Here is a 25123-nt window from a genome sequence, read left to right on the forward strand (position 1 = left end):
GTCAAGTGAGAGGGTGGGGGACGGCGGATAGTTGCAGGGGGAACCGATCAGGGGAGGCGCTCCAGTGGGCCAGGGGGACACCGGAATACGGGCCACGGCGACGGAACACCCGCCGGCCTCGCGCAGCCGCAGGGGTGCCGTCGTCGCCGCCCTGATGCTCTCCATGGCGCTGGCCGCGCTCGACTCCACCATCGTCTCCACGGCCGTACCGCAGATCGTCGGCGACCTCGGCGGCTTCTCCGTCTTCTCCTGGCTGTTCTCGGGCTATCTGCTCGCGGTGACGGTCACCCTGCCGGTGTACGGGAAGCTCTCCGACACCTTCGGCCGCAAGCCGGTCCTCGTCGCGGGCGCCGCCGTCTTCCTCCTCGGCTCGCTGCTGTGCGCCACCGCCTGGAACATGGCCGCGCTCATCGCCTTCCGGATCGTGCAGGGTCTGGGCGGCGGCGCGTTGCAGGGCACGGTGCAGACGCTCGCCGCGGACCTCTACCCGCTCAAGGAGCGCCCCAAGATCCAGGCCAAGCTGTCCACGGTGTGGGCGACCTCGGCGATCGCGGGCCCCTCCCTCGGCGGGGTGCTCGCCGCGTACGCCGACTGGCGCTGGATCTTCCTCATCAACCTGCCGATCGGCGCGCTGGCACTGTGGCTGATCGTCCGCCATCTGCACGAGCCGGTACGGGAGTCCTCCGGCCGCCGCCCCCGGATCGACTGGGCGGGCGCGCTGGCCGTCTTCGCCTGCGGCGGTGTGCTGCTCACCGCGCTGGTGCAGGGCGGGGTCGCCTGGGACTGGCTGTCGGCCCCGTCGCTCGCCCTGTTCGGTGCGGGACTCGCGCTGATCGGTGCCGTGGTCGTGATCGAGCGCCGGGCGACCGAGCCGATCATCCCCGGGTGGGTGTGGCGGCGCCGCACGATCGCGGCCGTCAACCTGGCGCTCGGCGCACTGGGGTTGCTCATGGTCGCCCCCACGGTGTTCCTGCCCACGTACGCGCAGGCGGTCCTGGGCCTCGCGCCCGTCGCCGCCGGATTCGTGCTCTCCGTGTGGACGTTGAGCTGGCCGGTGTCGGCGGCGTTGAGCCAGCACGTCTACGGGCGGATCGGCTTCCGCAACACCGCGATGCTCGGCATCGCCGCCGCGACCCTGATCCTGCTCGCCTTCCCCTTCCTGCCCTACCCCGGCGAGCCCTGGCAGCCGGCCCTGCTGATGTTCCTGCTGGGCGGCGCCCTGGGCCTCTTCCAACTCCCCCTGATCATCGGCGTCCAGTCGACGGTCGGCTGGGAGGAACGCGGCACGACGACAGCGTCGGTCCTCTTCTGCCGCCAGACCGGGCAGACCATCGGCGCGACCCTGTTCGGCGCGATCGCCAACGGGGTGCTGGCCGCGCGGCTCGGCGGCGCCGGGGACCTGGACGCGGTGACGCGGGCGCTGGACTCGGGCGCGCCCGCCGAACATGTGCGCCACGCGGTCGCCGACGCGGTCCACGCCGTCTACCTCGGCGCGGCGGGCGCCGCCGCACTCGCCTTCCTGGTCCTGCTGTTCGTGGCACCGCGGCGCTTTCCGGTCATCAAGAATCCCGGGGACTGAGGAGACCCTGCCGCCCTGGGTGGCAGGGCCGGAGTGGAACTGTCGGTGAACTCCCGATGTAAACGCGGACAACACCCCGGACCGCCGAAGTAAGCGCATACCGACCGCTCAGTTTGGTGAAAGCCTCACGCATACCGGCTACCTGCGAGTAGCGTGCGTGCCTCGCCCACCCCCCAACTCCCTGCGGTCCGCACCGGGCCCGAGCCACGCAAGGAGATCACGGGATGCAAGACGCGTTCTCGTCCCCCGAGTACCAGAGGCGGCACCGGCCGCCGTACGACCCGCTCTACCCACCGCCGCACCCGTCCCCGCACCCGTTCCCCCACCACACATCCCCCTCGCACCTCACCTATCCCTGGCAACCGCAGCCCCAGCCACCCGAGCCCGAGAGAAGGAGACAACCGCGTCACCACGCGCTCGGCCGGCACAGCGACATCCGCGTCCTGCGGGGCGCCTACCGCCGGCAACGGCGGGTCGCGACACTCACCGCGCTCGGCTACTTCACTCTCTTCCTCCTCCTGTCGGCGTTCGCGCCGGGGCTGATGGCGAGCGAAGTCTCCGGCGGACTGCCGACCGGACTGCTGCTCGGCCTGCTCCAGGTGCCGGTGACCTGCCTGGCGATCGGGCTGTACGAGTACACCGCGCGCCGGCGCGTCGACCCGATCGCGGACCGGATCCGCCGGCAGACCCAGCTGGACGCGAAGCGGGAGGCGGCCCGATGAGCCAGGTGTCCGAGGTGACCGCCCTGACGAGCATGGTCGGGTTCAGCAGTTCCGCGCGGGCCATGTCCCTGGTGGCGTTCACGGCCGTCGCCACGATCACGCTGCTGCTGTGCGTGATGACCGGGCCGGACCGCGACGACCTCGACGAGTTCTACACGGGCTACGGCTCCCTGTCGCCGATGCGCAACGGCCTCGCCATCGCCGGGGACTACATCTCCGCCGCGACCGTCCTCGGCACCGGCGGCGTCATCGCCCTCGCCGGGTACGACGGTGTCGTCCTCGCCCTCAGCACCGCCCTGTCGCTGATGCTGCTGATGTTCCTGCTGGCCGAACCACTGCGCAACGCGGGCCGGTTCACCATGGGCGACGCGCTCGCACGACGGATGCCGGGGCGCGCGGTACGCATCACGGCGTGCGCCGCGACCCTCGTCGCCCTGCTGCCGCTGATGCTGGTCCAACTCGCCGGCGCGGGCGATCTGCTGGCCTTCATCCTCGGTTTCTCCAGCGACTCCCTCAAGACCGGCTGCATCATCGGCCTCGGCACACTGATGATCAGCTACGCGGCGATCGGCGGCATGAAGGGCACCGCCCTCATCCAGATCCTGAAGATCGTGATGCTGCTCGGCTCCGGCACCGTGGTCTCCGCCCTCATCCTGCAGCGCTTCGGCTGGGACCCCGGGGCCCTGTTCGACACCGCCGCCCGCAACAGCGGTGTCGGGACCGCGTTCCTGCACTCCGGCCTGCAGTTCGCGGGCGGACCCAACCCCCGTATCGACATGATCAGTTCGGAGCTGACCGTGGTCCTCGGCGGCGCCTGCCTGCCGCACATCACCATGCGCATGTACACCGCGGGCAGCGCCCGTCAGGTCCGCCGCTCGATGTCCTGGGCGGTGCCCTGCGTGGCCGTGTTCGTACTGGTCATCACGGTCGTCGGGTTCGGGGCCACGGCGCTGATCGGACGGTCCGTGATCGCGGGTGCCGACCCGCAGGGCAACACGGCCTACCTGCTGGGATCCAGGGCCGCGTTCGGACCGGACGTGTCGACGGCCGAGACCCTCCTCTTCACGACCGTGACGACGGCGATCTTCCTCACGCTCCTCGCCTCGGTCGCCGGGATGATCCTCGCCTGCGCCAACTCCCTCGCCCACGACGTGTTCGCCGGGCGGATCCGGGAGCTGTCCCCGCGCCGCGAGATGACCCTCGCCCGGGTCTCCGCGCTCGCGGTCGGCGCACCGGCGATCCTGCTCGCCACCTTCGTCCAGCACCGCAGCCTGCAACCCCTGGTCACGCTGTCGTTCTGCCTGGGCGCCTCGGCCATAGCGCCCGCGCTGGTCTACGGCCTCTTCTGGCGCCGCTACACCCGCACGGGCCTCCTGTGCACCCTCATCGGCGGAACGCTGACCGTCCTGATCCTCATGACCGGCACCAACCTGGTCTCCGGCTCCCCCACTTCGGCCTTCCCCGAGGCCGACTTCAACTGGTTCCCGTTCACCACCACCGGCCTCGTGTCCATTCCCCTGGGCTTCGCCTACGGGTGGCTGGGGACGGTGATCTCCGGGCGCCGCAAGGCGGAGGAACAGCGCAGACAGTACGAGGCGGTGGAAGGGTGGATCCTGGCGGGGGCGGTACGGAGAACGCCGTAAGGAGCAGCGCTACTCCACCGGTGCCCGCCCCATCAGCGTCATGAGACTCGTACGCACCTGTTCCATCTGTGCCCGTACGTCGTCCCACCGCTCCCCGTACTCGCGCAGCACCCGATCCGTCTCCCGACCGATCCGCTCCTCACGAACACGAGCCTCGGCCAACACCTCAGCCGCCCGCGCCGTCGCGTCCTCCTGCCCGTGCCGAGCGAATTCCTCGGCCTCGGCAAAAGCACGCTCGGCCTCGGCCAACGCGGCCTCGGCGCGCGCCCCTCGCTCCACGTGGTGCGCGTCGAGCGCGGCCGCCCGCTCCACCGCCGCACACTCCGCCTCCTCCCAGCGCTCTGCGTGTTCCCTCTCCTGCTGGGTGAGGAAGCCTTCCGTGCGCTGCCGCGCCTCGCGCAGTGCCGCCAGCGCCTCCCCCCGGCCCTCCTTGACCGCGCGGCGGGCGGCGATCCGCATCTCGTCGGCCTCGGCGCGGGCGGCGAGGAGACGGTGCCGGGCGCGCTCCTCGGCCTCGCCGCGCACCTCGTCGGCGTACGCCTGCGCCGCCTCACGCAGCCGCCGTCCCTCCGCCTCGGCCTCCTCGACGGCCAGCCGGGCCGCGCTCCGCGCGTTCTCGCGCACCGCCGCGGCCTCCTCCTCACCGAGCTCGCGAATCCGGCAGGCGCGCTCGCCGAGCGTCTCGTACGTCTGCGGGGCCAGCCGCGCCACGACCTCCCGCAGCCGCCCGACCTCCGCGTCCATCTCCTTGGCCAGGACGGTCAGCCGGGCGGCCCGTTCCCAGGCGGTGTCGCGGACCCGCGAGAGCGCAGCGAAGTACGCGTCGACCTGCTCGGGACGGTAACCGCGCCCCCGTACGGCCACGAAGCCGTGCGGCGACACCGATGCGCTGCTCATCCCCGGTCCCCTCTCCACTGTGCGACGTACAACACGATTTGGCGCATATCTTGGTGGATCAGGCGTAAGTGTTCATAACGCGACACTCCGCGCATTCGTAGCGGTCAGCCGCGTAAAAAAAGGGTTGGACCCGGTCATACGACCGGGTCCAACCCTTTCGGCTCCCTGACGGGCACTCAGCGGCGCATCACAGCAAGCCGTCCCACATCTGCTCCAGCAACACCGACCACCAACTCTCCGGCGAGCCGAGCGCCGCCGGGTCGAGCGAGGCGAGCTGCGCCTGGAAGTCCACGGTCCAGCGGCCCGCCTGCTCCTGGTTGAGCCCGAACCGCAGCCGCCACATCCGGCCGAGCAGGGCCAGACAGCGCGCGAACTCGGGCAGCCCCGTGTTCACGAACTGCGGCGGCACCGAGGCACCGCCCGGGCCCGCCTCCACCGGCACGGCCACGATGTTCGCCGTGCCGTACTGGACACAGATCGCCTTGCCGAAGTCACTGCCCATGACGAGGTACGAGCCCGCGTCCGCGGCCGGCTGCACCCCACGCTCCTGCGCCAGCTCGGCGAGCGTCGGCACCGGACGGCCGGGCTGCGCCTGCGCCCAGAAGAACGGGCCCATGTCGACCGGCAGTCCGGCCACCACCAGCGTGTGCGCCACGATGTTCGGCACACCCTGCCGCGACACCGCGGCCTGGTCGAACCGGAACAGACCCGGCCCGAACGCCGCCGCCAGCTCCTGCCCGATCGCCTCCGGCGGAACCGGCGGTGCGGGCTGCACCGGCGGAATCGGCGCCCGCACCGGCGCCGGACGCGCGGGACCGTCCGCCACCTGGTGCAACTCGCCCTGGTGCGCGAGGAGCTGGTGCATGCCCTGCTGACGGCTCGCGTGATCCGTGCCGTACGGCGCGATGCTGGTGATCCGTGCCTGCGGCCAGCTCTCCCGGATCATCCGCGCGCAGTACGCGCCCGGCAGCTCGCACGACTCCAACTCCGTGTGCAGCTCCAGGACTTGCTGCGGCGGCACGTTCATCGCGCGCAGCTCGTGCAGGATCTGCCACTCCGGGTGCGGGGTCCCCGGCGCGGAGCGCCGGATCAACTGCTGCTCGGAACCGTCCTGCGCGCGGTAACGCAGGACGGCCTGATACCCCGGCCCGACGGTCGGCTGACCGGCCTGCGGGTAGCCGTACGCCGGAGGCTGCTGCCCCGGGGGCATCGGCTGACCGGGCATCGGCTGTCCCGGCATGGGCTGACCAGGCATGGGCTGACCGGGCATGGGCTGTCCCGGCATCGGCTGCGGCGCGCCCGGAGGCATGCCGGGGGCCTGCGGGGGCGGCGGTACGCCGGGACCGGCGACCGGAGGGCCGACCGGAGGACCGGCCGGAGGACCGGCGAGCATGGTGGCGGCGTGATGGACACCCCCGGGAGGCGTACCACCCGGAGGCTGCGGAGCACCGGGCGCACCAGGTGCACCGGGCGCACCGGGAGGCTGGGGCGCGCCGGGCCCGCCCGCGGGCGGACCCGCCAGCATGGTCGCGGCGTGATGAACACCCCCGGGAGGCGTACCACCCGGAGGCTGCGGAGCACCGGGGGCGGCAGGCGCACCAGGAACTCCGGGCCCGTTCGGGCCGAGTTGCGAGACGAGCTGCGTCGGTACGTACCCGCCCGCCGGGGTGCCCGGAGCACCGGGCCCGGACGACGGCGGCGGAGGCGGAGGCGGCGGGGCGCTCCCGGGCCGCACACCCGGTACGCCCGGGGCGCTCGGCGGAGGCGGCGCGCTCACGCCACCACCCCGCGCGCCCCTCGGCGGCGCCTGCGCCTTGCTGGTCGCGGCGTCGGCGATGTCACCGGCGTTCGGCGGCAGCGGCCGCGGCGGCGCGACGGGGGCCTGCCCCTGCGGGTACCCGTACCCGGGCGCACCGGGCGGGGGCGCGCCCTGCGGACCGCCCGGAACCGGACCACCCGGAACCGGACCAGCAGGAACCGGCACGCCCGGAGGCGGCGTGCCCGGCATGCCCGGCGCACCCGGGCCTGTCTGTGGATAGCCGTACGCCGGCGGGGCCGTGCGGTCGTCGACCGCGGGCGCCTGCGCCGTGCGCGGGAGTTGACTGCCGCCCGACATCAGAGCCGTCTTGGCGTCCGGGGTCGCACCGGGCGGCGCACCCGGACCCGCGTTGTCGTCGGCGTCGGTCAGCTGCGGCGCGAACACCGTCGCCGGCAACGGCACGGAACGGTCCTCGCCCCCGTCCCCGGCGGTGTCCGTCCCCGCCCACGGAGTCGCCGAAGCGGGCACGCCCGGCGCCCCCACGGCATCCCGCGGACCCGCGTCCCGCTCGTCACCGGCCGCGGCGGCGGGCCACGGCGGCGCGTCCGAAGGGGACGAGACCGAAGGGTGAGGCGAGGGAGAAGAGTGAGAGGAGGGAGAAGAGTGAGAGGAGGGAGAAGGCGTCGTCGAACCACCGGCAGCGGAAGCCCCGTTGGCATGAGAACCCGCGTGGGAACCCGCACCGGAACCCGCACCGAGGCCGGCCCCGGTACCCGCCCCGTTGGCACCGCCGGCCGTCGCACCCGCCCGCCGATCCGGAATGCCCAGCTTGTCAGCCGCCTCCTGCAACCACTCCGGAGGGCTCAGCAAGAACGACGTCTGGTTCAGATCGACCCGGGCCGGAGGCGCCGGGGCCACTTCCGGGGACGCCTGCGGCACCCCGTACTCCTCCTCGTACCGGCGGATCACCTCACCGACCGGCAGCCCGGGCCAGAGCGTCGCCTCCCCGCTGTCCCGCGCGATGACGAGCCGCTGCGCGCCCCCGTCGGAACGCGGACCGTCGACTCGGTCCTCGGCCCACACCACGAACCCGAGTTCGAACTCCCGCACCCGCACCTCACGGTGCTGGTACCCGGGCACCTCGCCGTTGATCCACTCTTCCGCGCGCTCCTGCGCCTGCGCGAAGGTCACCATCGGACGTTCACTCCCCCAGGGAAGAGACAGGAACGGCGCGCGCGAAGCCACCGTCCACCATCAGGTTCGCCACCGTCTCCAACTCCGGCGGATTGCCCGCGAGTCGAGACAGGAACTGGTCGAAGTCGGCGCCGCAGGGCAGCAACAGCCGCTGCACGCGCTCGGCCGGCGGCCAGGCGTCCTGGTCGCGGGCATCGTCGTACGCGCAGAACCAGACCGACCCGATCGCGTCACCCTTCACCTTGACGGCGAGCAGGCCACCCTGCACGAATCCGACGCACAGATAGTCCTTGGTCAGATGGTCGCGCAGGCACTTGTTGATGTAGACGAGGTCGTTCACGGCGGCTTCCTCGCGCACCGTGAAGAACGGCTGGTCCACCAGCAGACCCAGCTCCGCGTCGAGCGCGGCACCGACCGGCGCACACCCGCCCGCGGCCTTCAGGAAGGACCGATAGGCACCCGGCAGCCGATAGCCGAGATCCTCCTCGACCCCGAGCACCTGCTGCTCGCTCACCGCGACCGACGACTTCGGCAGCCCGAAGTGCGCGGGCCGCGTGTCCTGCAACGGACGCGTCCCCCGCTTGCCGTGATCGACGGCCGCCGTCGCGATGCCGCCGTGATGCCGCAACAGCGCCTTGACCTCCACGGGGACGAGCTCCAGGCGCCGCGTGCCCCGCACGTGATGCCAGGTCCAGCCATGCGGAGTGGCCACGGGCGGAATCGTGTCCCACAGATCGTGCCCCGCGGCGGCGAGCGCGGCGTTCGCCGACACATAGTCCGTCAACCGCAGTTCGTCCACGCCGAAACCCTCCGGGGGTTCGGCGATCTCCGCGGCGGCACGCGCGTACGGTGAGAAGTCGGGGTAGCCGTGCGCGTCGACCCGTACACCCCTGGGGTGGCGAGCGGCCCGGACCGGATCCGGGAAATGCACGACCTGCCCGGCGTAGGCCGCGTTCGGCGGCGCGGCTTGCTGCCCGAGCCGACCTGTCGTCATGGCGGTTGCCCCCTGCGGCGTTCTCAATAGCTGTTTGGATCGCGGATATCGACAGCCTATGCGGTTGGAAGACACCGGTCACCGGGCCTCCGGTTCCGTGACCTGCCGTCACCCCGCCGTGACGGTATGACGAAGCCCGGGCGTGTCGCGCGCCCCAGCTACCGCACCCGCCATGCCATTTGGCAGTCTGTAGCCGCATCGGGGGATGCACGGGAGGGAAGAACGATCATGAACGCGACACATACGGGCACGTCCGGGGACCCGCGCGTCGGCTGGAGCAGTGCCGAGGCAGCCCACGCACCCACCCTCCTGCACCGCCGCGACGGCATACTTCCCACCGTCGCCGCCGCCCTCTCCGTACGCGGCGCCACCCTCACCGGCACCGCCGCCCGCGGCGACCAGCCGCCCGCCCTTCACCCGCTGGTCCAGGACTTCCTCGACACCCTCACCAGCGCGCAACGCGACCGCTACACCGGCCGCTGCGCCGAGGCGATCCTCATCTCCCGGCACATCGCCACCGTCGACGCCACCCGCAGCAAACGCGCCGCCCGCAAGCCGATGACCAACGGCGAGGCACGCAAAGCCCTCAAACAGGCCAAACTCACCGCACGCCGGATCCGCGAGGACGGCGACCCGTTGCACGGCAGCTTCGCCGCGCCCTGCCGCGCCTGCACGGCGCTCAGCGACCACTTCGGCGTCCGCGTCGTCGACCCGACGGCGACGACCGGCGACTCCTGAACTCCCCCATCCCCGCACCCGTACGTACGACGGCGCCCCCGCCAGCGCGCCGATGTCCCGACCCTCGACGAACGAAGGGCAGATGCACGCCGACCGCTCCTCCTCCCCCAAGCTCTCGGCTCCGCTCGAGCAGGGGGGACCCTCACCACGTTTCCCCGTACCCGTGGACGCCGCGCTGCGCTCCGCCGGGTGGCAGCCCGGGCGCTGGGACATAAAGCAGGCCGAGTACTGGGCCGACGCGCTGCGGGGCCACGAGTCGTCCGCGGGGCACCGGCACGCCGTGTTCCCCGCGGCGGTGGAGGCGTGGGCGGAATTCGGCGGTCTGCACGTGAAGCCCTCCGGGCCCGGCCGCCAGCTGGCGCCGACCGCGCTCCACTTCGACCCCCTGCACGGCCTCCACATGGCCCGCACCCTCGGCGACCTCGGCCGCGCCCTGGACACCGAGGTCTGCCCCCTCGGCGAGGAGTCCGACTCCCGCGCCCTGCTCGCCATCGACTCCGAGGGCCGCGTCTACGCACTCGACCACACCGGCGACTGGTACCTGGGCCCCGAGATCGACTCCGCCCTCACCACCCTCCTGTCCGGCATCGCCCCGGTCCGCCTGACGGCCGGCTGACCGCGGGAGGGTTCCTCGACTGCGGGCCGGTGGGGGCTGGTCGCGCAGTTCCCCGCGCCCCTAAAAGCCCTCAGCCCGTCCGGCGTTCGAGGACGAGACCGTTCAGCCCGATGCGGGGGGCCGGGGCGCAGCCCCGCCCCCAGGGGCGCGGGGAACTGCGCGCTCAACCCCCACCCACCCGCAGCCAACAACCGCGCCCCCCGAAGGGCCTACGCCGGGATCACCGCCGACACCCGGAACCCACCCGAATCCGTCGGCCCGGACACGAACACTCCCCCCAGCGCGGCAACCCGCTCCTTCATACCCACCAGGCCGTTACCACCGCTGGGCAGATGCATGGCCGACGCCGACCCCGGCTCCGGCGGACACTCGTTCTCGACCTGCATCGCGATCTCCGCGTCCCGATGAGCGAGCCGAACATGCGTCTTCGCCCCCGCCGCATGCTTGTGCACGTTGGTCAGGGCCTCCTGAACCACCCGGTACGCCGTCTGCTCGATCTCCGCCGCATACCCCCGGGTGTCACCCTCCACCGAGAGATCCACCACCATCCCCGCAGCCGCCGACTGCCCGACCAACTCGTCCAGCTCGGCAAGACTCGGCCCCTCGGCCCCGTCATCGACCGCCCGCGAAGCCGCCGCCGCGGCCGCCACCCCCACGGCCGCCAACGGCACCGCCCGCACCCGCACGGACGACACCCCGTCCCCCGTACGCAACACACCCAACATCTCGCGCAACTCCGTCAACGCCTGCCGCCCCATGTCCCCCACCAGCGCGGCGTTCTTCACAGCCTTCTCGGGATCCTTCCGCGCCACGGCCTGCAGCGCCGCCGCGTGCACCACCATCAACGACACCCGGTGCGCCACCACGTCGTGCATCTCCCGCGCGATCCGCGTCCGCTCCTCGTTGCGCGCCCACTCCGCCCGCTCCTCGGCCCGCTCGGCGAGCAGCTGCAACTCCCGCTCCAACGAGTCCGCCCGCTCCCGCAGGCTCTCCATCAGCCGCCGCCGCGCCCCCACGTACAGCCCGAGCAGGACGGGCGGCGCGGTCATCCCGATCGCGGTCGTGATGGAGACGAACGGAACGAACCAGTCCCCCATCGTCACGTCCCCGCGCACCATGCCCTGGTGCGCCCGCACGAACGTGACGATCAGCATCCCCGCGAAGGACATCCCCGCGAGCGCCCCGATGATCCGGCGCGGCAGCTCGGACGCGGCGAGCGTGTACAGCCCGACGAGTCCCATCAGGAACCCCATCTGGGCGGGCGTGATGGCGATCGACACCAGCACGACCGCGATCGGCCAGCGCCGGCGCAACAGCAGCACGAAGCCGGCGACCAGCCCGAACCCCACGCCCACCGCAACCGGCACGCCCGCGTCGCGCGCGAACGGAATCCCCTCGATCGCGCACTCCACCGCCGACGCCGACGCGAGACTCGCGTCCAACACGGCACTACGCCATCTGACCCACCACCACGGCCCGGTACCGGCCGCGGTGTGCTCTTCCCCCGTCGTGGTCATGCCTCCCAGCCTACGTTCGCACCCCGCCCCATTTCCGGTGACTTTCACCTCCTGGCCTACACCACACCCCGCAATCGAACAGAAGCGAAACCCACCAATATCCCTCGAACTGCTGATTCACTCACCGTTCGTCCACGGAAGATCACATTCCGCCCGGACGGTATGCCCATGGCACATCCACAGAACAAGTACGCGGATTTCGAGACCTTGCGCGAACGAGCGATCGCGCTGCGCCGGGCGGGACTCAGCCTCCGGCAGATCCGGGACGAGCTTCAGGTCCACAACAAGGAGACCCTCCAACGCCTCGTCACGGGCGAGCCGCCCCCGGAGTGGACCAAGCGCCCGAACGCGAAGGACGACCTGCGGGACAGGGCCCGTGAGCTGCGGGGGCAGGGCTGGACGTACAACGAGATCCAGGCCGAGCTGGGCTGCTCGAAAAGTTCGGTTTCGCTGTGGGTGCGGGATCTGCCCCACCCGGAACCCCGTTGCACCCCGGAGGAACAGCGAGCCCGCATGAACGCGGGGCTCGCACGACTGCGCGCCGAGCAGGACCGGGTACGCGAGGAAACCAAGCGACAGGCTGCCGAGTCCATCGGAGAACTGTCCGACCGGGAACTGTTCATGGCCGGGGTCGCCCTCTAAGGTCGCCGTCCGGGGCGCGTGTGCGGTGCCGGACGGGCGCCGCGCAACCCCTCGACCTTCGCCGGGACCGCTTCCAGCCCCAGGGCCACGGTCGGCTGCCGACGCCGCCATGCCCTCGGCGCGTCGGTGGGGTCAGAGGCCGGCGGTCAGCAACCCCCGTACCCGTCGGGCCGTGGCCTCGTCGCGGGCTACTGGGCCGAGGGACAGAAGAGCAAACCGTACCAACGCCGGGAATCCGTCATCTTCATCAACAGCGACCCCGGAGTGATTCAGGTCTACCTCGCGTGGCTGGATCTGCTGGACGTGCCACGAGAACGGCTGCGCTTCCGCGTCATGATCCACGAGACCGCGGATGTGGCCACCGCCGAGCGGTACTGGGCCGACCTCGTCGACATCGACGCCGCCGCCCTCCAGCCGACGACGCTCAAGAAGCACAACCCCAAGACCGTCCGCAAGAACGTCGGCGACGCGTACCGCGGTTGCCTCGTCGTCCGGGTTCTGCAGGGAGCCGAGCTCTACTGCCGCATTGAAGGTTGGTGGGGCAGAATCGTGGCCCAGACTCAGACCCGACTCGGGTAAGGTCTCAAGGGCCATCCCCCGTGGTGTAACTGGCAGCACACTGGTTTTTGGTACCAGTAGGACAAGGTTCGAATCCTTGCGGGGGAGCCACAGCACACAAGGCCTTGGTTCGGGCCCTGACAGCTCTGTCAGGGCCCGCTCTCATGTCACTGCTGATACGCCCCGGTATCCTGCGGATGTCCACACCCCAGCCATCCGAAGCCGAAGGGCATATCCGTGAGCGCCAATCCTCCGGCAGCCGTCGTCGTTCTCGCAGCGGGTGAGGGCACCCGTATGAAGTCGGCCACACCCAAGGTCCTGCACGAACTGTGCGGCCGCTCCCTCGTCGGCCATGTACTCGCGGCCGCACGCGCGTTGGAGCCCGAGAACCTGGTCGTCGTGGTGGGTCACGCCCGCGAGAAGGTCACCGCGCACCTCGCCGAGATCGACCCCGCCGTACGGACGGCCGTACAGGCCGAACAGAACGGCACCGGCCACGCCGTCCGGATGGGCCTGGAGGAGCTGGGCGGCGGCGTCGACGGCACGGTCGTCGTGGTCTGCGGCGACACCCCGCTGCTCAGCGGCGAGACCCTGCGGCAGCTCGCCGCCACCCACACCTCCGACGGCAATGCCGTCACGGTGCTCACCGCCGAGGTCCCCGACGCCACCGGCTACGGCCGCATCGTGCGGGACGGCGCCAGCGGCGCGGTCACCGCGATCGTCGAGCACAAGGACGCGAACGAGTCGCAGCGCGCGATCCGTGAGATCAACTCCGGGGTCTTCGCCTTCGACGGGCAGCTCCTCGCGGACGCGCTCGGGAAGGTGCGGACGGACAACAGCCAGGGTGAGGAGTACCTGACCGACGTCCTCGGGATCCTGCGCGAGGCCGGGCACCGGGTCGGGGCGGCCGTCGCCGGCGACCACCGAGAGATCGCCGGTATCAACAACCGCGTCCAGCTCGCCGAGGCCCGCCGCATCCTCAACGACCGGCTGCTCACCGAGGCCATGCTCGCCGGAGTGACCGTCGTCGACCCCGCCTCGACCTGGATCGACGTGACGGTCACCTTCGAGCAGGACGCGATCGTCCACCCGGGCACCCAGCTCCAGGGCGCCACGCACCTCGCCGAGGGCGCAGAGGTCGGACCCAACTCCCGCCTCAAGGACACCACGGTGGGCGCGGGGGCCCGCGTCGACAACACCGTCGCCGACAGGGCCGAGGTCGGGCCGCAGGCGAGCGTGGGCCCGTTCGCGTACCTCCGTCCGGGCACGCGCCTCGGCCTGAAGGCCAAGATCGGCACGTACGTGGAGACGAAGAACGCCACGATCGGCGAGGGCACCAAGATCCCGCACCTGTCCTACGTGGGCGACGCGACGATCGGCGAGTACTCGAACATCGGTGCGGCGAGCGTCTTCGTGAACTACGACGGGCAGGAGAAGCACCACACCACCGTGGGCTCCCACTGCCGTACCGGTTCGGACAACATGTTTGTGGCTCCTGTCACGGTCGGGGACGGCGCGTACACCGCGGCGGGCTCCGTGATCACCAAGGACGTACCCCCCGGTTCGCTGGCCGTGGCCCGTGGCCAGCAGCGGAATATCGAGGGTTGGGTGGCCCGCAAGCGTCCCGGAAGCGCGGCCGCGAAGGCGGCCGAGGCGGCCTCCCGGGAGCCGGAGGGCGAAGCCTGACCGGAATCAGGTGCGTCTGACACGGCGTACCGTGATAAGTGCACACCCGCATAAATGCGCACCCGTACCCCCAGCTGAGAAGGCTTCTCGCACTCCGGTTGAGAAGACTCCTCACACCCCAGCTGAGACACCTCTGAGGAGACAGTGCTGTGACCGGGTTCAAGACGACCGGCGAGAAGAAGATGATGTTCTTCTCCGGCCGCGCCCACCCCGAGCTTGCCGAGGAGGTCGCCCATAAGCTGGGTGTCGGGGTTGTCCCGACGAAGGCCTTCGACTTCGCCAACGGTGAGATCTACGTCCGCTACCAGGAGTCCGCGCGCGGCGCCGACTGCTTCCTGATGCAGAGCCACACGGCTCCCATCAACAAGTGGATCATGGAGCAGTTGATCATGATCGACGCTCTGAAGCGGGCCTCCGCGCGGAGCATCACCGTCATCGTGCCCTTCTACGGTTACGCGCGGCAGGACAAGAAGCACCGTGGACGTGAACCGATCTCGGCGCGTCTGATCGCCGATCTGATGAAGACGGCGGGCGCCGACCGGATCCTCACGGTCGACCTGCACACCGACCAGATCCAGGGCTTCTTCGACGGCCCGGTCGACCACCTCTTCGCGCTGCCGATCCTGGCGGACTACGTGGGGGCGAAGGTCGACAAGTCGAAGCTCACCGTCGTCTCCCCGGACGCCGGCCGGGTGCGCGTCGCCGACCGCTGGTGCGACCGCCTGGACGCCCCGCTGGCGATCGTGCACAAGCGCCGCGACAAGGACGTCGCCAACCAGGTCACCGTCCACGAGGTCGTCGGTGACGTGAAGGGCCGCGTCTGTGTCCTCGTCGACGACATGATCGACACCGGTGGCACGATCTGTGCCGCCGCCGACGCCCTCTTCGCGCACGGCGCGGAGGACGTCATCGTCACGGCCACGCACGGTGTGCTCTCCGGCCCGGCGGCCGACCGTCTGAAGAACTCCAAGGTCAGCGAGTTCGTCTTCACGGACACCCTGCCGACCCCGGGCGAGCTGGAGCTCGACAAGATCACGGTCCTGTCGATCGCGCCGACGATCGCCAACGCGGTCCGTGAGGTCTTCGAGGACGGCTCGGTGACGAGCCTGTTCGAGGAGCAGTAAAGATCCTTTTGGGTGTGGCCTCCCTGCCGAGTAGACTGCCCAAGTTGCTCGGCGAGGGAGGCCGCACTTTTTTGTGCGGCGGTCCGTTATCGACGCGCTCTTCGTAGCAGGCCGATTGTTTGGCCGGGTGACCACCTTCCCCAGATTTCTACGAGGAGTGCACGTGTCCGAGATCAAGCTCGCCGCCGAGACCCGTACCGAGTTCGGCAAGGGCGCCGCCCGCCGCATCCGCCGTGACAGCAAGGTTCCCGCCGTGGTCTACGGTCACGGTGCCGAGCCCGTCCACATCACGCTGCCGGGCCACGAGCTGCTGCTCGCCCTGCGCACCCCGAACGTCCTGCTCTCCCTGGACATCGAGGGCAAGACCCAGCTGGCGATCCCGAAGGCCGTCCAGCGCGACGCCATCAAGGGCTTCCTCGAGCACGTCGACCTGCTCCTCGTGAAGCGCGGCGAGAAGGTCACCGTCGAGGTCTTCGTGCAGACCGAGGGCGAGCTCGCCCCGGGCAGCTTCCTGCTCGAGCACGTGCTGAACACCCTCACGGTCGAGGCCGAGGCCACCCACATCCCGGAGTCGGTCACCGTCTCCATCGCGGGCCTGGAGGCCGGTGCCTCCATCCACGCCAAGGACATCCCGCTGCCCAAGGGCACCACGCTGGCGATCGACGAGGACGCGGTCGTCCTGCAGGTCCTGTCCGCCCAGGCCGAGGAGCCGACCGAGGGCGAGGCCGCGGGCACCGAGGCCGCCGAAGCCTGATCGGCCTGATTCCCCCGGAATCTTCATCTGTGTCAGCCGCCGCTCCCCTCAGGAGCGGCGGCTGCCGCGTATCAAGGACACATGGGAGACACCGACATGACGACCGATGCGGGCGCCCCCTGGCTGATCGTGGGCCTCGGCAACCCCGGCCCCGAGTACGCCATGAACCGGCACAACGTGGGCTTCATGGTCGCCGACCTGCTGGCGGAGCGGATCGGCGGCAGGTTCAAGCGGGCCGGCAAGGCACAGGCGCAGGTGATCGAGGGGCGCATCGGCCCGCCGGGTCCGGCGAACCGTCGGGTGATCCTGGCCAAGCCGATGTCGTACATGAACCTGTCCGGCGGCCCGGTGACCGCGCTGCGGGACTTCTACAAGGTGCCGACGGCGAACATCGTCGCGATCCATGACGAGCTGGACATCGACTACGGCGTCCTGCGCCTGAAGCTCGGCGGTGGCGACAACGGCCACAACGGGCTGAAGTCGATGACGAAGGCGATGGGCTCCGAATACCACCGGGTGCGGTTCGGCATCGGGCGGCCTCCGGGGCGGATGCAGGTCGCCGACTTCGTCCTGAAGGACTTCTCCTCGGCGGAGCGCAAGGAACTCGACTACTTCGTGGACCGGGCCTCGGACGCCGTGGAGTGCCTCGTCATCGAGGGGCTGGAGCGGGCACAGGGCACGTACAACTCCTGAGCGGTTCTCCGGGGTGGTCCTCCGTGGTGATCTCCGAGGCGGTCGATGTACGCGTACAACTGCCGACTTGTCGCCCGTCGGAACCGGCCGGAGTTGACCGGGCGCGCAGCCATGGCCAAGGATCGCCGCCATGCCTGCCGTCGCCGCACATCGAGGCTCCCGTCGGAGCGCACATCCGGCGCTGCGGTTCGGGCGGCTCGCGGCGATGGGTACGGTCGCGGCGCTGATCCTGATCGCGGGCGTCTGGGGTTCCTGGGGCACGGCCCAGCACGTGATGCTGAGCAAGGGCCGGGAGCAGGGGACGATGACCGTGACCGAGTGCTCCGGCGATGTCTGTACGGGGACGTACGCGCCGACCTCGACGGGGTCGCGGGCGCGAGCGCACGTCACCATCGACGAGGCGGTCGCGGTGCGCAAGGGCCGGACGTACACGGTGACCGTGAAACCCGGCATCAGTGATGTCGTCCGTAGTGGTCCGGCGGGCGTTCTCTACGCCTGGGTCCCGCTGGGTGGCGCTCTGTTGCTCGCCTCGGTGGTGGTGGCGGGTGGCCTGCGACTGCGGCGGGCGGCGTGGGTGCTGGCGGGGGCGGGGATCGCGCAGCTGACGGCCACGTTCCTGGTTCTGTGACCTGGTCTTGAAATGAGCGGTGCCCCGCGTTCGTACGAACGCGGGGCACCGCTTCTGCATGTATCCCTCGGGCGTCAGCCGGTGTTGCGCAGTCCGGCCGCCACACCGTTGACCGTCAGGAGCAGCGCGCGCGAGAGCAGCGGGTCCGGCTCGGCGCCGGCCGCGGCCTCGTCGCGCTGGCGCTTGAGGAGCGCGACCTGGAGGTAGGAGATCGGGTCCAGGTAGGCGTCGCGGATGGAGAAGGTCTGCTGGAGGACCGGGTTGGTGTCCAGGAGCTCCTTGCCGCCGGTCACGCGCAGTACCTCGCGGACGGTCAGCTCGTGTTCGGCCTCGATGGTGGCGAAGACGTGCTTGAGGTCGTCGGGGACGAGGGTGTCGACGTAGTGGCGGGCGATCCGCAGGTCGGTCTTGGCGAGGGTCATCTCGACGTTGGAGAGGAAGTTCTGGAAGAAGTGCCACTGCTCGTGCATCTCGTCGAGCACGGTGTCCCCTTCCTGCCGCAGGCCTGCCTCGCGCAGTGCCTTGAGGCCGGAGCCGACGCCGAACCAGCCGGGCACGATCTGCCGTGACTGGGTCCAGCCGAAGACCCAGGGGATGGCCCTCAGGCCGTCGAGACCGGCGCCGCTGTCGGGGCGGCGGGAGGGCCGCGAGCCGAGGTGCAGGTCGGCGAGCTGGTCGACGGGGGTGGCGGCGAAGAAGTACGCCGGGAGGTCCGGGTCCTCGACGAGTCGTCGGTAGGCGTTGTGGGCGGCGTCGGAGACGACGTCCATGGCCGCGTCCCAGCGGGCCAGTGCCTCGTCGGACTGGCGGGGGGAGGTGTGCAGGGCGGAGGCCTGGAGGGTGGCTGCGACCGTGAGTTCCAGGTTCTCGCGGGCGAGCGAGGGCACGAGGTACTTGTCGGAGATGACCTCGCCCTGCTCGGTCACCTTGATCTCGCCCTCCAGCGTGCCCCAGGGCTGCGCGAGGATCGCGTCGTGGGAGGGGCCGCCGCCGCGGCCGACGGTGCCGCCGCGGCCGTGGAAGAGACGCAGGCGTACGCCGTAGCGGTGGGCGACGTCGCGCAGGCGGCGCTGGGCGCGGTGGATCTCCCACTGGCTGGTCGTGATGCCGCCGAACTTCGAGGAGTCGGAGTAGCCGAGCATGACCTCCTGGACGTCCCCGCGCAGCGCCACGAGGCGGCGGTAGGAGGGGTCGGAGAGCATGTCCTCGAGGATCGTGTCGGCGGCCTTCAGCTCGTCCGTCGTCTCCAGGAGCGGGACGATGCCGATCTTGGCCCAGCCGGCGTGCAGGTCGAGCAGGCCGGCCTCCCGCGCGAGTACGGCCGCGGCGAACACGTCGTCGGCGCCCTGGCACATCGAGATGATGTACGACTCGATGACCTCGGGTCCGAAGATCTCCAGGGCCTTCTTGACCGTTCCGAAGACGCCGAGGGTCTTCTCACCGGCGGCGTCGAGGGGTGCGGGGGTCGGGGCGAGCGGGCGACGGGAGCGGAGTTCCTTGGCGAGGAGCTTGGCGCGGTAGTCGCGGGGCATGTCGACGTAGCGCCAGGATTCCTCGCCGAGGCGGTCGAACAGCTGGCCGAGGGCGTGGTGGTGGGCGTCGGCGTGCTCGCGTACGTCCATGGTGGCGAGCTGGAGGCCGAAGGCGGCCAGGGTGCGGATGGTGCGGTTCATCCGGCCGTCGGCGAACAGGGCGCCGCGGTGCTCGCGCAGCGAGGTCTGGATGAGGGTGAGGTCGCGCAGGAGTTCGCCGGTGCCGAGGTAGTCGCGGCCCTCGTCGTGCGGGGTGCCGGTGGCGAGGCGCTGCTTGGTGTTCTCCAGCTTCTGCCGGATGCAGGTGGCCTTGAGCCGGTAGGGCTCCTCGGCGTTGAGGCGCTTGTAGCGGGGGCTGATCTCGGGGAGGCGCTCCAGGTCGCTCTGGAGGGATTCGAGGAGTTCCTCGGTGGCGCCGGTGTAGCGGATGGAGTTGGAGAGGAAGCCGCGGAGTTCGTCGATGACGTCCAGGGCGTCGTTGATGCCGTGTTCGTGCTGGAGGATCAGGACGTCCCAGGTGACGGCCGGGGTGACGTTCGGGTTGCCGTCGCGGTCGCCGCCGATCCAGGTGCCGAAGGTGAGCGGGCGGGTGTCGTCCGGGAGCCGCACGCCGACGCGCTCCAGCTCCGCGGTGAGATCCTCCAGGACGTCGCCGACCGCGCCGGCGTGCAGTTCGTCCAGGTAGTAGATGGCGTTGCGGGCCTCGTCCGCGGGCTCCGGGCGGACCACGCGCAGTTCGTCCGTCTGCCACACCAGGTCGATGTTCTCGGCCAGCCGGGTGTCGTAGCGGCGGCGGTCGGCCTCGATGACGGGGGTCTCGAGGAGTGCGGCGATACGGCGCAGCTTGTTGAGGACCGAACGGCGGGCGGCTTCCGTCGGGTGGGCGGTGAAGACCGGGCGGACATTCAGGTTCTTGACGGTCTGCTTCAGGTGTTCGGGGTCGGCGTCCTTGAGCCGGTCCGCCGTTCGGGCGAGGAGTCCGCCCTCGGCGGCCCGCTTGGCGCGCAGCTCGCGGCCGCGGTGCACCTGCTCGGTGACATTCGCCAGATGGAAGTACGTGGAGAAGGCGCGGACCAGCTTGGCCGCGGTCTCCAGCTCGGTGCCGCGCAGCAGCTCGGCGGCTGCCTCGCCGTCCTCGCGGGTCAGGCGGCGGACCTTCTCGACCAGTTCCAGGAGCTCGGGGCCCTCCTGACGGACGAGGGTCTCACCGAGCAGGTCGCCCAGGCGGCGGATGTCGGCGCGCAGCTCGCTGCTGGTCGTCGTGGTCTGGTCGTCGGCACTGCTCACAGGTGCGGCTCCTTGCAGTGTGGAAGCTCGGCTGAAGAGTGTGGAAGCTCGTCTGAAGCTCGTCAGGGAGGGAACCCGGATGGTGGTCGCGCGGCGGGGTGCCGCTTAGGGACGTGGCATCCGGGAAGAAAACAGAACGGACCGCGCTGTCCGACCGAATCCAAGGATAGGTGTCCATGCGGACGCGCAGGCTGTTGGGCTCTTGCCGCCGGGCTGCGCGCTGCCATACTTACGACGCCGTAAGTTACGGATGCGTAGGGCCTCCCGTCAGCTGGCAGGAGGACTCTGAGATCCCGTAACCGGCCATCTCCCCCGCCCTCGAACCCCACAAGGGGATGCTCATGCCCACGAGTTCCGACGTGATCGACGACGCCCCGCGGTCGCCCGACGACGCTTCGCTCCCCGCCGCCACGCTGGGTGGCGAGCGGAAGGGGTCACTCGAACAGATCACGCTGCTTCTCTTCATCGCTGTTCCGTTCGTAGCCCTCGTGGCAGCGGTGCCGCTGGCCTGGGGCCGGGGGGTGAGCTGGCTGGACATCGGCCTGCTGGTCTTCTTCTACTACCTGGGTTGCCACGGCGTCACGATCGGCTACCACCGCTACTTCACGCACGGCTCCTTCAAGGCGAAGCGTCCGCTGCGGATCGGGCTGGCGATCGCCGGTTCGCTGGCGGTCGAGGGCCCCGTGGTTCGCTGGGTCGCCGACCACCGCAAGCACCACAAGTTCTCCGACGCCGAGGGTGACCCCCACTCGCCGTGGCGCTACGGGGAGACGGTGCCGGCCCTGATGAAGGGCCTGTGGTGGGCGCACATCGGCTGGATGTTCGACGAGGAGCGGACCCCGCAGGAGAAGTACGCGCCGGACCTGATCAAGGACCCGGCGATCCGTGCGATCTCGCGCCAGTTCATCTACTGGACGCTGCTGTCTCTCGCTCTCCCCCCGCTGATCGGTGGTCTGGCGACGATGTCCTGGTGGGGCGCGTTCACCGGCTTCTTCTGGGGTTCGCTCGTCCGGGTGGCGCTGCTGCACCACGTCACCTGGTCGATCAACTCGATCTGTCACGCGGTGGGCAAGCGGCCCTTCAAGTCGCGGGACCGCTCGGGCAACGTGTGGTGGCTGGCCGTGCTCTCCTGCGGTGAGTCCTGGCACAACCTGCACCACGCCGACCCGACCTCGGCGCGGCACGGCGTGCAGCGCGGCCAGGTCGACTCCTCGGCGCGGATCATCCGCTGGTGCGAGCAGCTCGGCTGGGCGTACGACGTGCGCTGGCCGTCACGCTCGCGTATCGATTCGAAGCGCAACACGGACGGGTCCGCCTCCCGAGGCAAGACGGAAACCGCTGAAGCGGCATGATTGACGGCGTGGCGACCGACTCCAGCAGCACCCCGAGCAGCAGTGAAAAGCCGCGGCGTGCGCGCCGCACCCGCATGACCGGTGCGGAGCGCCGTCAGCAGCTGCTGGAGATCGGTCGCACCCTGTTCGCGGCGAAGGGCTTCGAGGGGACGTCGGTGGAGGAGATCGCGGCGAAGGCCGGCGTCTCCAAACCGGTGGTCTACGAGCACTTCGGCGGCAAGGAGGGGCTGTACGCGGTGGTGGTGGACCGCGAGATGCGCCGTCTGCTGGACATGGTGACCGGCTCCCTCACCGCCGGTCACCCCCGCGAGCTGTGCGAGCAGGCCGCATTCGCCCTGCTGGACTACATCGAGGAGTACACGGACGGCTTCCGGATCCTGGTCCGCGACTCGCCCATTCCCCAGTCGACGGGTTCCTTCGCGTCGCTGATCTCGGACATCGCCACCCAGGTGGAGGACATCCTGGGCCGCGAGTTCAAGCTGCGCGGCTTCGACCCGAAACTGGCTCCCCTCTACGCCCAGGCCCTGGTCGGCATGGTCGCCCTGACGGGCCAGTGGTGGCTGGACGTCCGCAAGCCCCGCAAGGCGGAGGTGGCGGCCCATCTGGTGAACCTGGCCTGGCACGGCCTGGACGGTCTGGAGCCGAAGCCGCGCTTGATCGGGCATCGCAAGTCCTAGGCCGCGGATCCGAGTGGCTCCAGGAACTCCAGTCGGTTGCCGACGGGGTCCTCGGAGTAGAAGCGGCGGTGGCCGGGGAGGTTGTCGTCCCAGGTGACCTCGGCCTCGTGGGCGCGCAGGCGGGCGGCGAACGCCTCGATGCCGGTGACGCGCAGCCCGGGGTGGGCCTTCTTCGCGGGCCGGAAGTCCTGCTCGATCCCCAGGTGCAGCTGCACGGCCCCCGCGCGGAACCAGCAGCCGCCGCGGGCGGCGAGGACGGGCGGTTTGGGGATCTCGGTCATGCCGAGAACCTCTATGTAGTACCCGCGCAGGGAGTCCTCCGAGCCGGGCGGGGCCGCGAGCTGGACGTGGTCGACGGCGGCGAGCATCCGCTCACGCTCCCTTGTGCGCCACGGCGAACAGGCGGCGGAAGGGCAGCACCGTGCCGTACGGGGCCGTCGGGTAGGCGTCGCGCAGCAGGTCGCGGTATTCGGTGACGAAGGCGTCGCGGGCCTCCGGGTCGTCGGCGAGGGCCGTCAGCACCGGGCGCAGCCCTGTGCCCTTCACCCAGTCCAGTACCGGGTCCTCACCGGTCAGGATCTGCTCGTACGTCGTCTGCCAGACGTCCGCCTCGCAGCCGAGGCGGGCCAGCCGGTCCAGGTAGACCAGCGGTTCGTGGACGGAGTCCTCGTGTCGCAGGACGTCTTCGAGGCGGTCCTTCCAGCGGGCGGAGGCGGCGAGCTCGCGCATCAGGGCGTGCAGGGGCGCGTCGATGTTGTCGGGAACCTGGAAGGCGAAGGTGCCGCCGGGCGCCAGCGCGGCGACCCAGTCGCGGAACCGTTCCAGATGCCCGGGCACCCACTGCAGCGCCGCGTTGGACACGATCAGGTCGTACGTCTCGGTGGGCGCCCAGGTCGCCGCGTCCGCGTGGGCGAAGTCGAGGCGTCCGCCGCCGGCCGTGGGGCCCTCGTACGGCTGTGTCCTGGCGAGCATCTCGGGGGAGTTGTCGTATCCGGTGATGCGCGCGGTGGGCCAGCGGTCGGCGAGGAGGACGGTCACGTTGCCGGGGCCGCAGCCGAGGTCGGCGATGCGGGGCGGGGTGCCGGGGAGGTCGGGGACCCGGGCGAGGAGGTCGATGAACGGGCGGGCGCGGTGGCCGGCGTGGCGCAGGTACTGGGCGGGGTCCCAGGTGGGAGTGGTCATGTCTGCTACTTTCCCCTCACACTTATCTCGACGTCAAGAGACTTGATATCAAGAGACTTCATGTCGACACAACCACTACACTGATCGTCATGGAGGACGAGGTCGATCGGCTGGTCGCAGCGTGGCGCCGGGAGCGCCCTGACCTCGACGTGGAACCGCTCGAGGTACTCAGCCGGGTGAGCAGGCTCGCCCGGCACCTGGACCGCGCCCGACGGCTGGCGTTCTCCGAGCACAGCCTGGAGCCCTGGGAGTTCGACGTGCTGACCGCACTGCGGCGCGCGGGCTCCCCGTACCAGCTCTCCCCCGGCCAGCTGCTCACACAGACGCTCGTCACGTCCGGCACGATGACCAACCGCATCGACCGGTTGACGAAGAAGGGCCTGGTGGAGCGCCTCCCGGACCCGAGCGACCGCCGGGGCGTACTCGTGCGCCTCACGGACGAGGGACGCGACCGTGCCGACCAGGCGCTGGCCGGACTCCTCGACCAGGAGCGCGCGATCCTGGCCGAGCTCAGCAGGGCGCAGCGCGGTGAACTCGCGTCCCTGCTACGCCAGCTGACCGCCCCGTTCGACAACATCCCCGGTTAGGTCGACGGGCCCGACCCCGGCCCGGCGGGCGACGGCGACCGCGGCGAGCGTCGAGTGGACGCCCAACTTCCCCAGCACGTTCTGCATATGGGTCCGGACGGTGTGCGGGGAGAGGAACAACCTCTCCGCGACGGCCTTCCGCCCCAGCCCCGCGACCATGCACCGCAGCACTTCCCGCTCCCGCGGCGTGAGCGACTCGACCAGCCGCTCGCTCTCGGTGCGGTGCTTGCGCGCGGCGGTCAACTCCCGCAGGACGCCGGTGAGCAGGGCGGGCGGCAGATGCGTCTCGTCGCGCAGCACACCCCGTATGACGGTCAGGAGCCGCGACAGGGAACAGTCCTTGGCGACCCACCCCGAGGCGCCGGCCTGCAGTGCGAGGGCGGCGCGGCGCGGATCGTCCTTCTCGGCGAGGACGACGATGCGCACGCTCGGCTGCCCCGAACGGACGCCCGCGACGAGCGAGATGCCGTCGACGAGCCCGTCCTCGTTGCCCTCCTGGACCGGTACGGCAGGACGGGCGCCGGGCAGATTGCCGCCCAGGTCGGCGTCGACGAGCAGCACGTCGAATCTGCGGCCCTCCGCGGACGCCCGCTCCAGGCAGCGCAGCGCGGCCGGGCCGCTGCCGGCGGCGGACACGTCGACGTCGGGCTCGGCGGCCAGGGCGGCGGCGAGCGACTCGGCGAAGATGCGGTGGTCGTCGACGACCAGGACACGGATGCGAACCACTGATACCCCCACTGGTCGGGGGACGGACCGGCGCAG

21 protein-coding genes, 1 tRNA gene and 2 pseudogenes are annotated in these 25123 nt (G+C 70.8%); 16 read left to right on the forward strand and 8 right to left on the reverse strand.

Going from position 1 to position 25123, the window contains the following annotated elements:
* Positions 1-64 precede the first annotated feature (64 nt).
* From OG798_RS23930 to OG798_RS23940, 3 genes are all read left to right on the forward strand, one after another.
* The gene (locus OG798_RS23930) at positions 65-1579 is read left to right on the forward strand and encodes an MFS transporter (protein WP_443053828.1); all 1515 of its coding nucleotides are present in this window, start codon (positions 65-67) and stop codon (positions 1577-1579) included.
* A gap of 224 nt (positions 1580-1803) precedes the next feature.
* Positions 1804-2301: a DUF485 domain-containing protein gene (locus OG798_RS23935; RefSeq protein ID WP_121415917.1), complete on the forward strand. Its 498-nt coding sequence runs from the start codon at positions 1804-1806 to the stop codon at positions 2299-2301.
* 32 nt (positions 2302-2333) lie between these two features.
* Entirely contained in the window at positions 2334-3944 is a 1611-nt protein-coding gene (locus tag OG798_RS23940) for a sodium/solute symporter (RefSeq protein WP_121418451.1), read from the forward strand.
* A 9-nt stretch (positions 3945-3953) separates the two neighbouring features.
* On the opposite strand, the gene OG798_RS23945 is transcribed toward OG798_RS23940, so the two are convergent.
* From OG798_RS23945 to OG798_RS23955, 3 genes are all read right to left on the reverse strand, one after another.
* On the reverse strand, positions 3954-4841 hold the full coding sequence (locus OG798_RS23945; protein ID WP_328757648.1) for a cellulose-binding protein: 888 nt from the start codon (positions 4839-4841) through the stop codon (positions 3954-3956).
* 187 nt (positions 4842-5028) lie between these two features.
* Positions 5029-7794, reverse strand: a complete 2766-nt coding sequence (locus tag OG798_RS23950; RefSeq protein WP_328757649.1) for an SUKH-4 family immunity protein — start codon at positions 7792-7794, stop codon at positions 5029-5031.
* 7 nt (positions 7795-7801) lie between these two features.
* Positions 7802-8788 carry an SMI1/KNR4 family protein gene (locus OG798_RS23955; RefSeq protein ID WP_095854214.1) on the reverse strand — a complete coding sequence of 329 codons (987 nt, stop codon included), beginning with the start codon at positions 8786-8788 and terminating at the stop codon, positions 7802-7804.
* Positions 8789-9016: 228 nt separating this feature from the next.
* Here OG798_RS23955 and OG798_RS23960 point away from each other — a divergent pair, with 228 nt between their 5' ends.
* Positions 9017-9526 (forward strand): YwqJ-related putative deaminase, encoded by a 510-nt coding sequence (locus tag OG798_RS23960; RefSeq protein ID WP_095854213.1) that lies wholly within the window; start codon positions 9017-9019, stop codon positions 9524-9526.
* A gap of 82 nt (positions 9527-9608) precedes the next feature.
* The gene (locus tag OG798_RS23965; protein WP_121415914.1) at positions 9609-10142 is read left to right on the forward strand and encodes an SUKH-3 domain-containing protein; all 534 of its coding nucleotides are present in this window, start codon (positions 9609-9611) and stop codon (positions 10140-10142) included.
* Positions 10143-10351: 209 nt separating this feature from the next.
* Here OG798_RS23965 and OG798_RS23970 read toward each other — a convergent pair whose 3' ends face one another.
* Complete coding sequence (locus tag OG798_RS23970) at positions 10352-11659, reverse strand: sensor histidine kinase (RefSeq protein WP_121415913.1); 1308 nt, start codon at positions 11657-11659, stop codon at positions 10352-10354.
* 168 nt (positions 11660-11827) lie between these two features.
* Here OG798_RS23970 and OG798_RS23975 point away from each other — a divergent pair.
* The 8 genes and pseudogenes from OG798_RS23975 to OG798_RS24010 form a co-directional block, all read left to right on the forward strand.
* Positions 11828-12298 (forward strand): annotated as a pseudogene (locus tag OG798_RS23975) (hypothetical protein); the annotation flags it as partial.
* Between the two features lie 192 nt (positions 12299-12490).
* A pseudogene (locus OG798_RS23980) lies at positions 12491-12880 on the forward strand (hypothetical protein); the annotation flags it as partial.
* 14 nt (positions 12881-12894) lie between these two features.
* Positions 12895-12970, forward strand: a tRNA-Gln gene (locus tag OG798_RS23985).
* 126 nt (positions 12971-13096) lie between these two features.
* Positions 13097-14545 carry a bifunctional UDP-N-acetylglucosamine diphosphorylase/glucosamine-1-phosphate N-acetyltransferase GlmU gene (gene glmU, locus OG798_RS23990; protein ID WP_097225636.1) on the forward strand — a complete coding sequence of 483 codons (1449 nt, stop codon included), beginning with the start codon at positions 13097-13099 and terminating at the stop codon, positions 14543-14545.
* 149 nt (positions 14546-14694) lie between these two features.
* Entirely contained in the window at positions 14695-15669 is a 975-nt protein-coding gene (locus OG798_RS23995; RefSeq protein ID WP_095854208.1) for a ribose-phosphate diphosphokinase, read from the forward strand.
* Between the two features lie 163 nt (positions 15670-15832).
* Entirely contained in the window at positions 15833-16423 is a 591-nt protein-coding gene (locus OG798_RS24000; protein WP_095854207.1) for a 50S ribosomal protein L25/general stress protein Ctc, read from the forward strand.
* Between the two features lie 96 nt (positions 16424-16519).
* Complete coding sequence (gene pth / locus OG798_RS24005) at positions 16520-17116, forward strand: aminoacyl-tRNA hydrolase (RefSeq protein ID WP_095858005.1); 597 nt, start codon at positions 16520-16522, stop codon at positions 17114-17116.
* 130 nt (positions 17117-17246) lie between these two features.
* The gene (locus OG798_RS24010; RefSeq protein WP_328757650.1) at positions 17247-17744 is read left to right on the forward strand and encodes a hypothetical protein; all 498 of its coding nucleotides are present in this window, start codon (positions 17247-17249) and stop codon (positions 17742-17744) included.
* Between the two features lie 74 nt (positions 17745-17818).
* Here OG798_RS24010 and ppc read toward each other — a convergent pair whose 3' ends face one another.
* Positions 17819-20563 (reverse strand): phosphoenolpyruvate carboxylase, encoded by a 2745-nt coding sequence (gene ppc, locus OG798_RS24015; protein ID WP_097225634.1) that lies wholly within the window; start codon positions 20561-20563, stop codon positions 17819-17821.
* Between the two features lie 341 nt (positions 20564-20904).
* Here ppc and OG798_RS24020 point away from each other — a divergent pair, with 341 nt between their 5' ends.
* Together OG798_RS24020 and OG798_RS24025 are read left to right on the forward strand one after the other, a co-directional pair.
* Positions 20905-21915, forward strand: a complete 1011-nt coding sequence (locus OG798_RS24020; RefSeq protein WP_095858004.1) for an acyl-CoA desaturase — start codon at positions 20905-20907, stop codon at positions 21913-21915.
* Positions 21912-22592, forward strand: a complete 681-nt coding sequence (locus OG798_RS24025; RefSeq protein WP_054233024.1) for a TetR/AcrR family transcriptional regulator — start codon at positions 21912-21914, stop codon at positions 22590-22592. The genes OG798_RS24020 and OG798_RS24025 overlap by 4 nt, the downstream gene beginning before the upstream one ends.
* Here the strand turns inward: OG798_RS24025 and OG798_RS24030 are convergent.
* Together OG798_RS24030 and OG798_RS24035 are read right to left on the reverse strand one after the other, a co-directional pair.
* Complete coding sequence (locus tag OG798_RS24030) at positions 22589-22960, reverse strand: glyoxalase (RefSeq protein WP_121415910.1); 372 nt, start codon at positions 22958-22960, stop codon at positions 22589-22591. The two genes, OG798_RS24025 and OG798_RS24030, sit on opposite strands and share 4 nt — an antisense overlap.
* A 4-nt stretch (positions 22961-22964) precedes the next feature.
* Complete coding sequence (locus OG798_RS24035) at positions 22965-23774, reverse strand: trans-aconitate 2-methyltransferase (RefSeq protein WP_328757651.1); 810 nt, start codon at positions 23772-23774, stop codon at positions 22965-22967.
* Positions 23775-23863: 89 nt separating this feature from the next.
* On the opposite strand from OG798_RS24035, the gene tamR reads away from it, so the two are divergent.
* Positions 23864-24361, forward strand: coding sequence for a MarR family transcriptional regulator TamR (tamR, locus tag OG798_RS24040; protein WP_060901813.1), 498 nt, complete (start codon positions 23864-23866; stop codon positions 24359-24361).
* Here the strand turns inward: tamR and OG798_RS24045 are convergent.
* A complete protein-coding gene (locus tag OG798_RS24045; RefSeq protein ID WP_328757652.1) occupies positions 24320-25087 on the reverse strand; it encodes a response regulator transcription factor in 768 nt (255 codons plus the stop codon). The two genes, tamR and OG798_RS24045, sit on opposite strands and share 42 nt — an antisense overlap.
* Between the last annotated feature and the right edge of the window lie 36 nt (positions 25088-25123).

Source organism: Streptomyces sp. NBC_00271, from assembly GCF_036178845.1.
GTDB lineage: Bacteria > Actinomycetota > Actinomycetes > Streptomycetales > Streptomycetaceae > Streptomyces.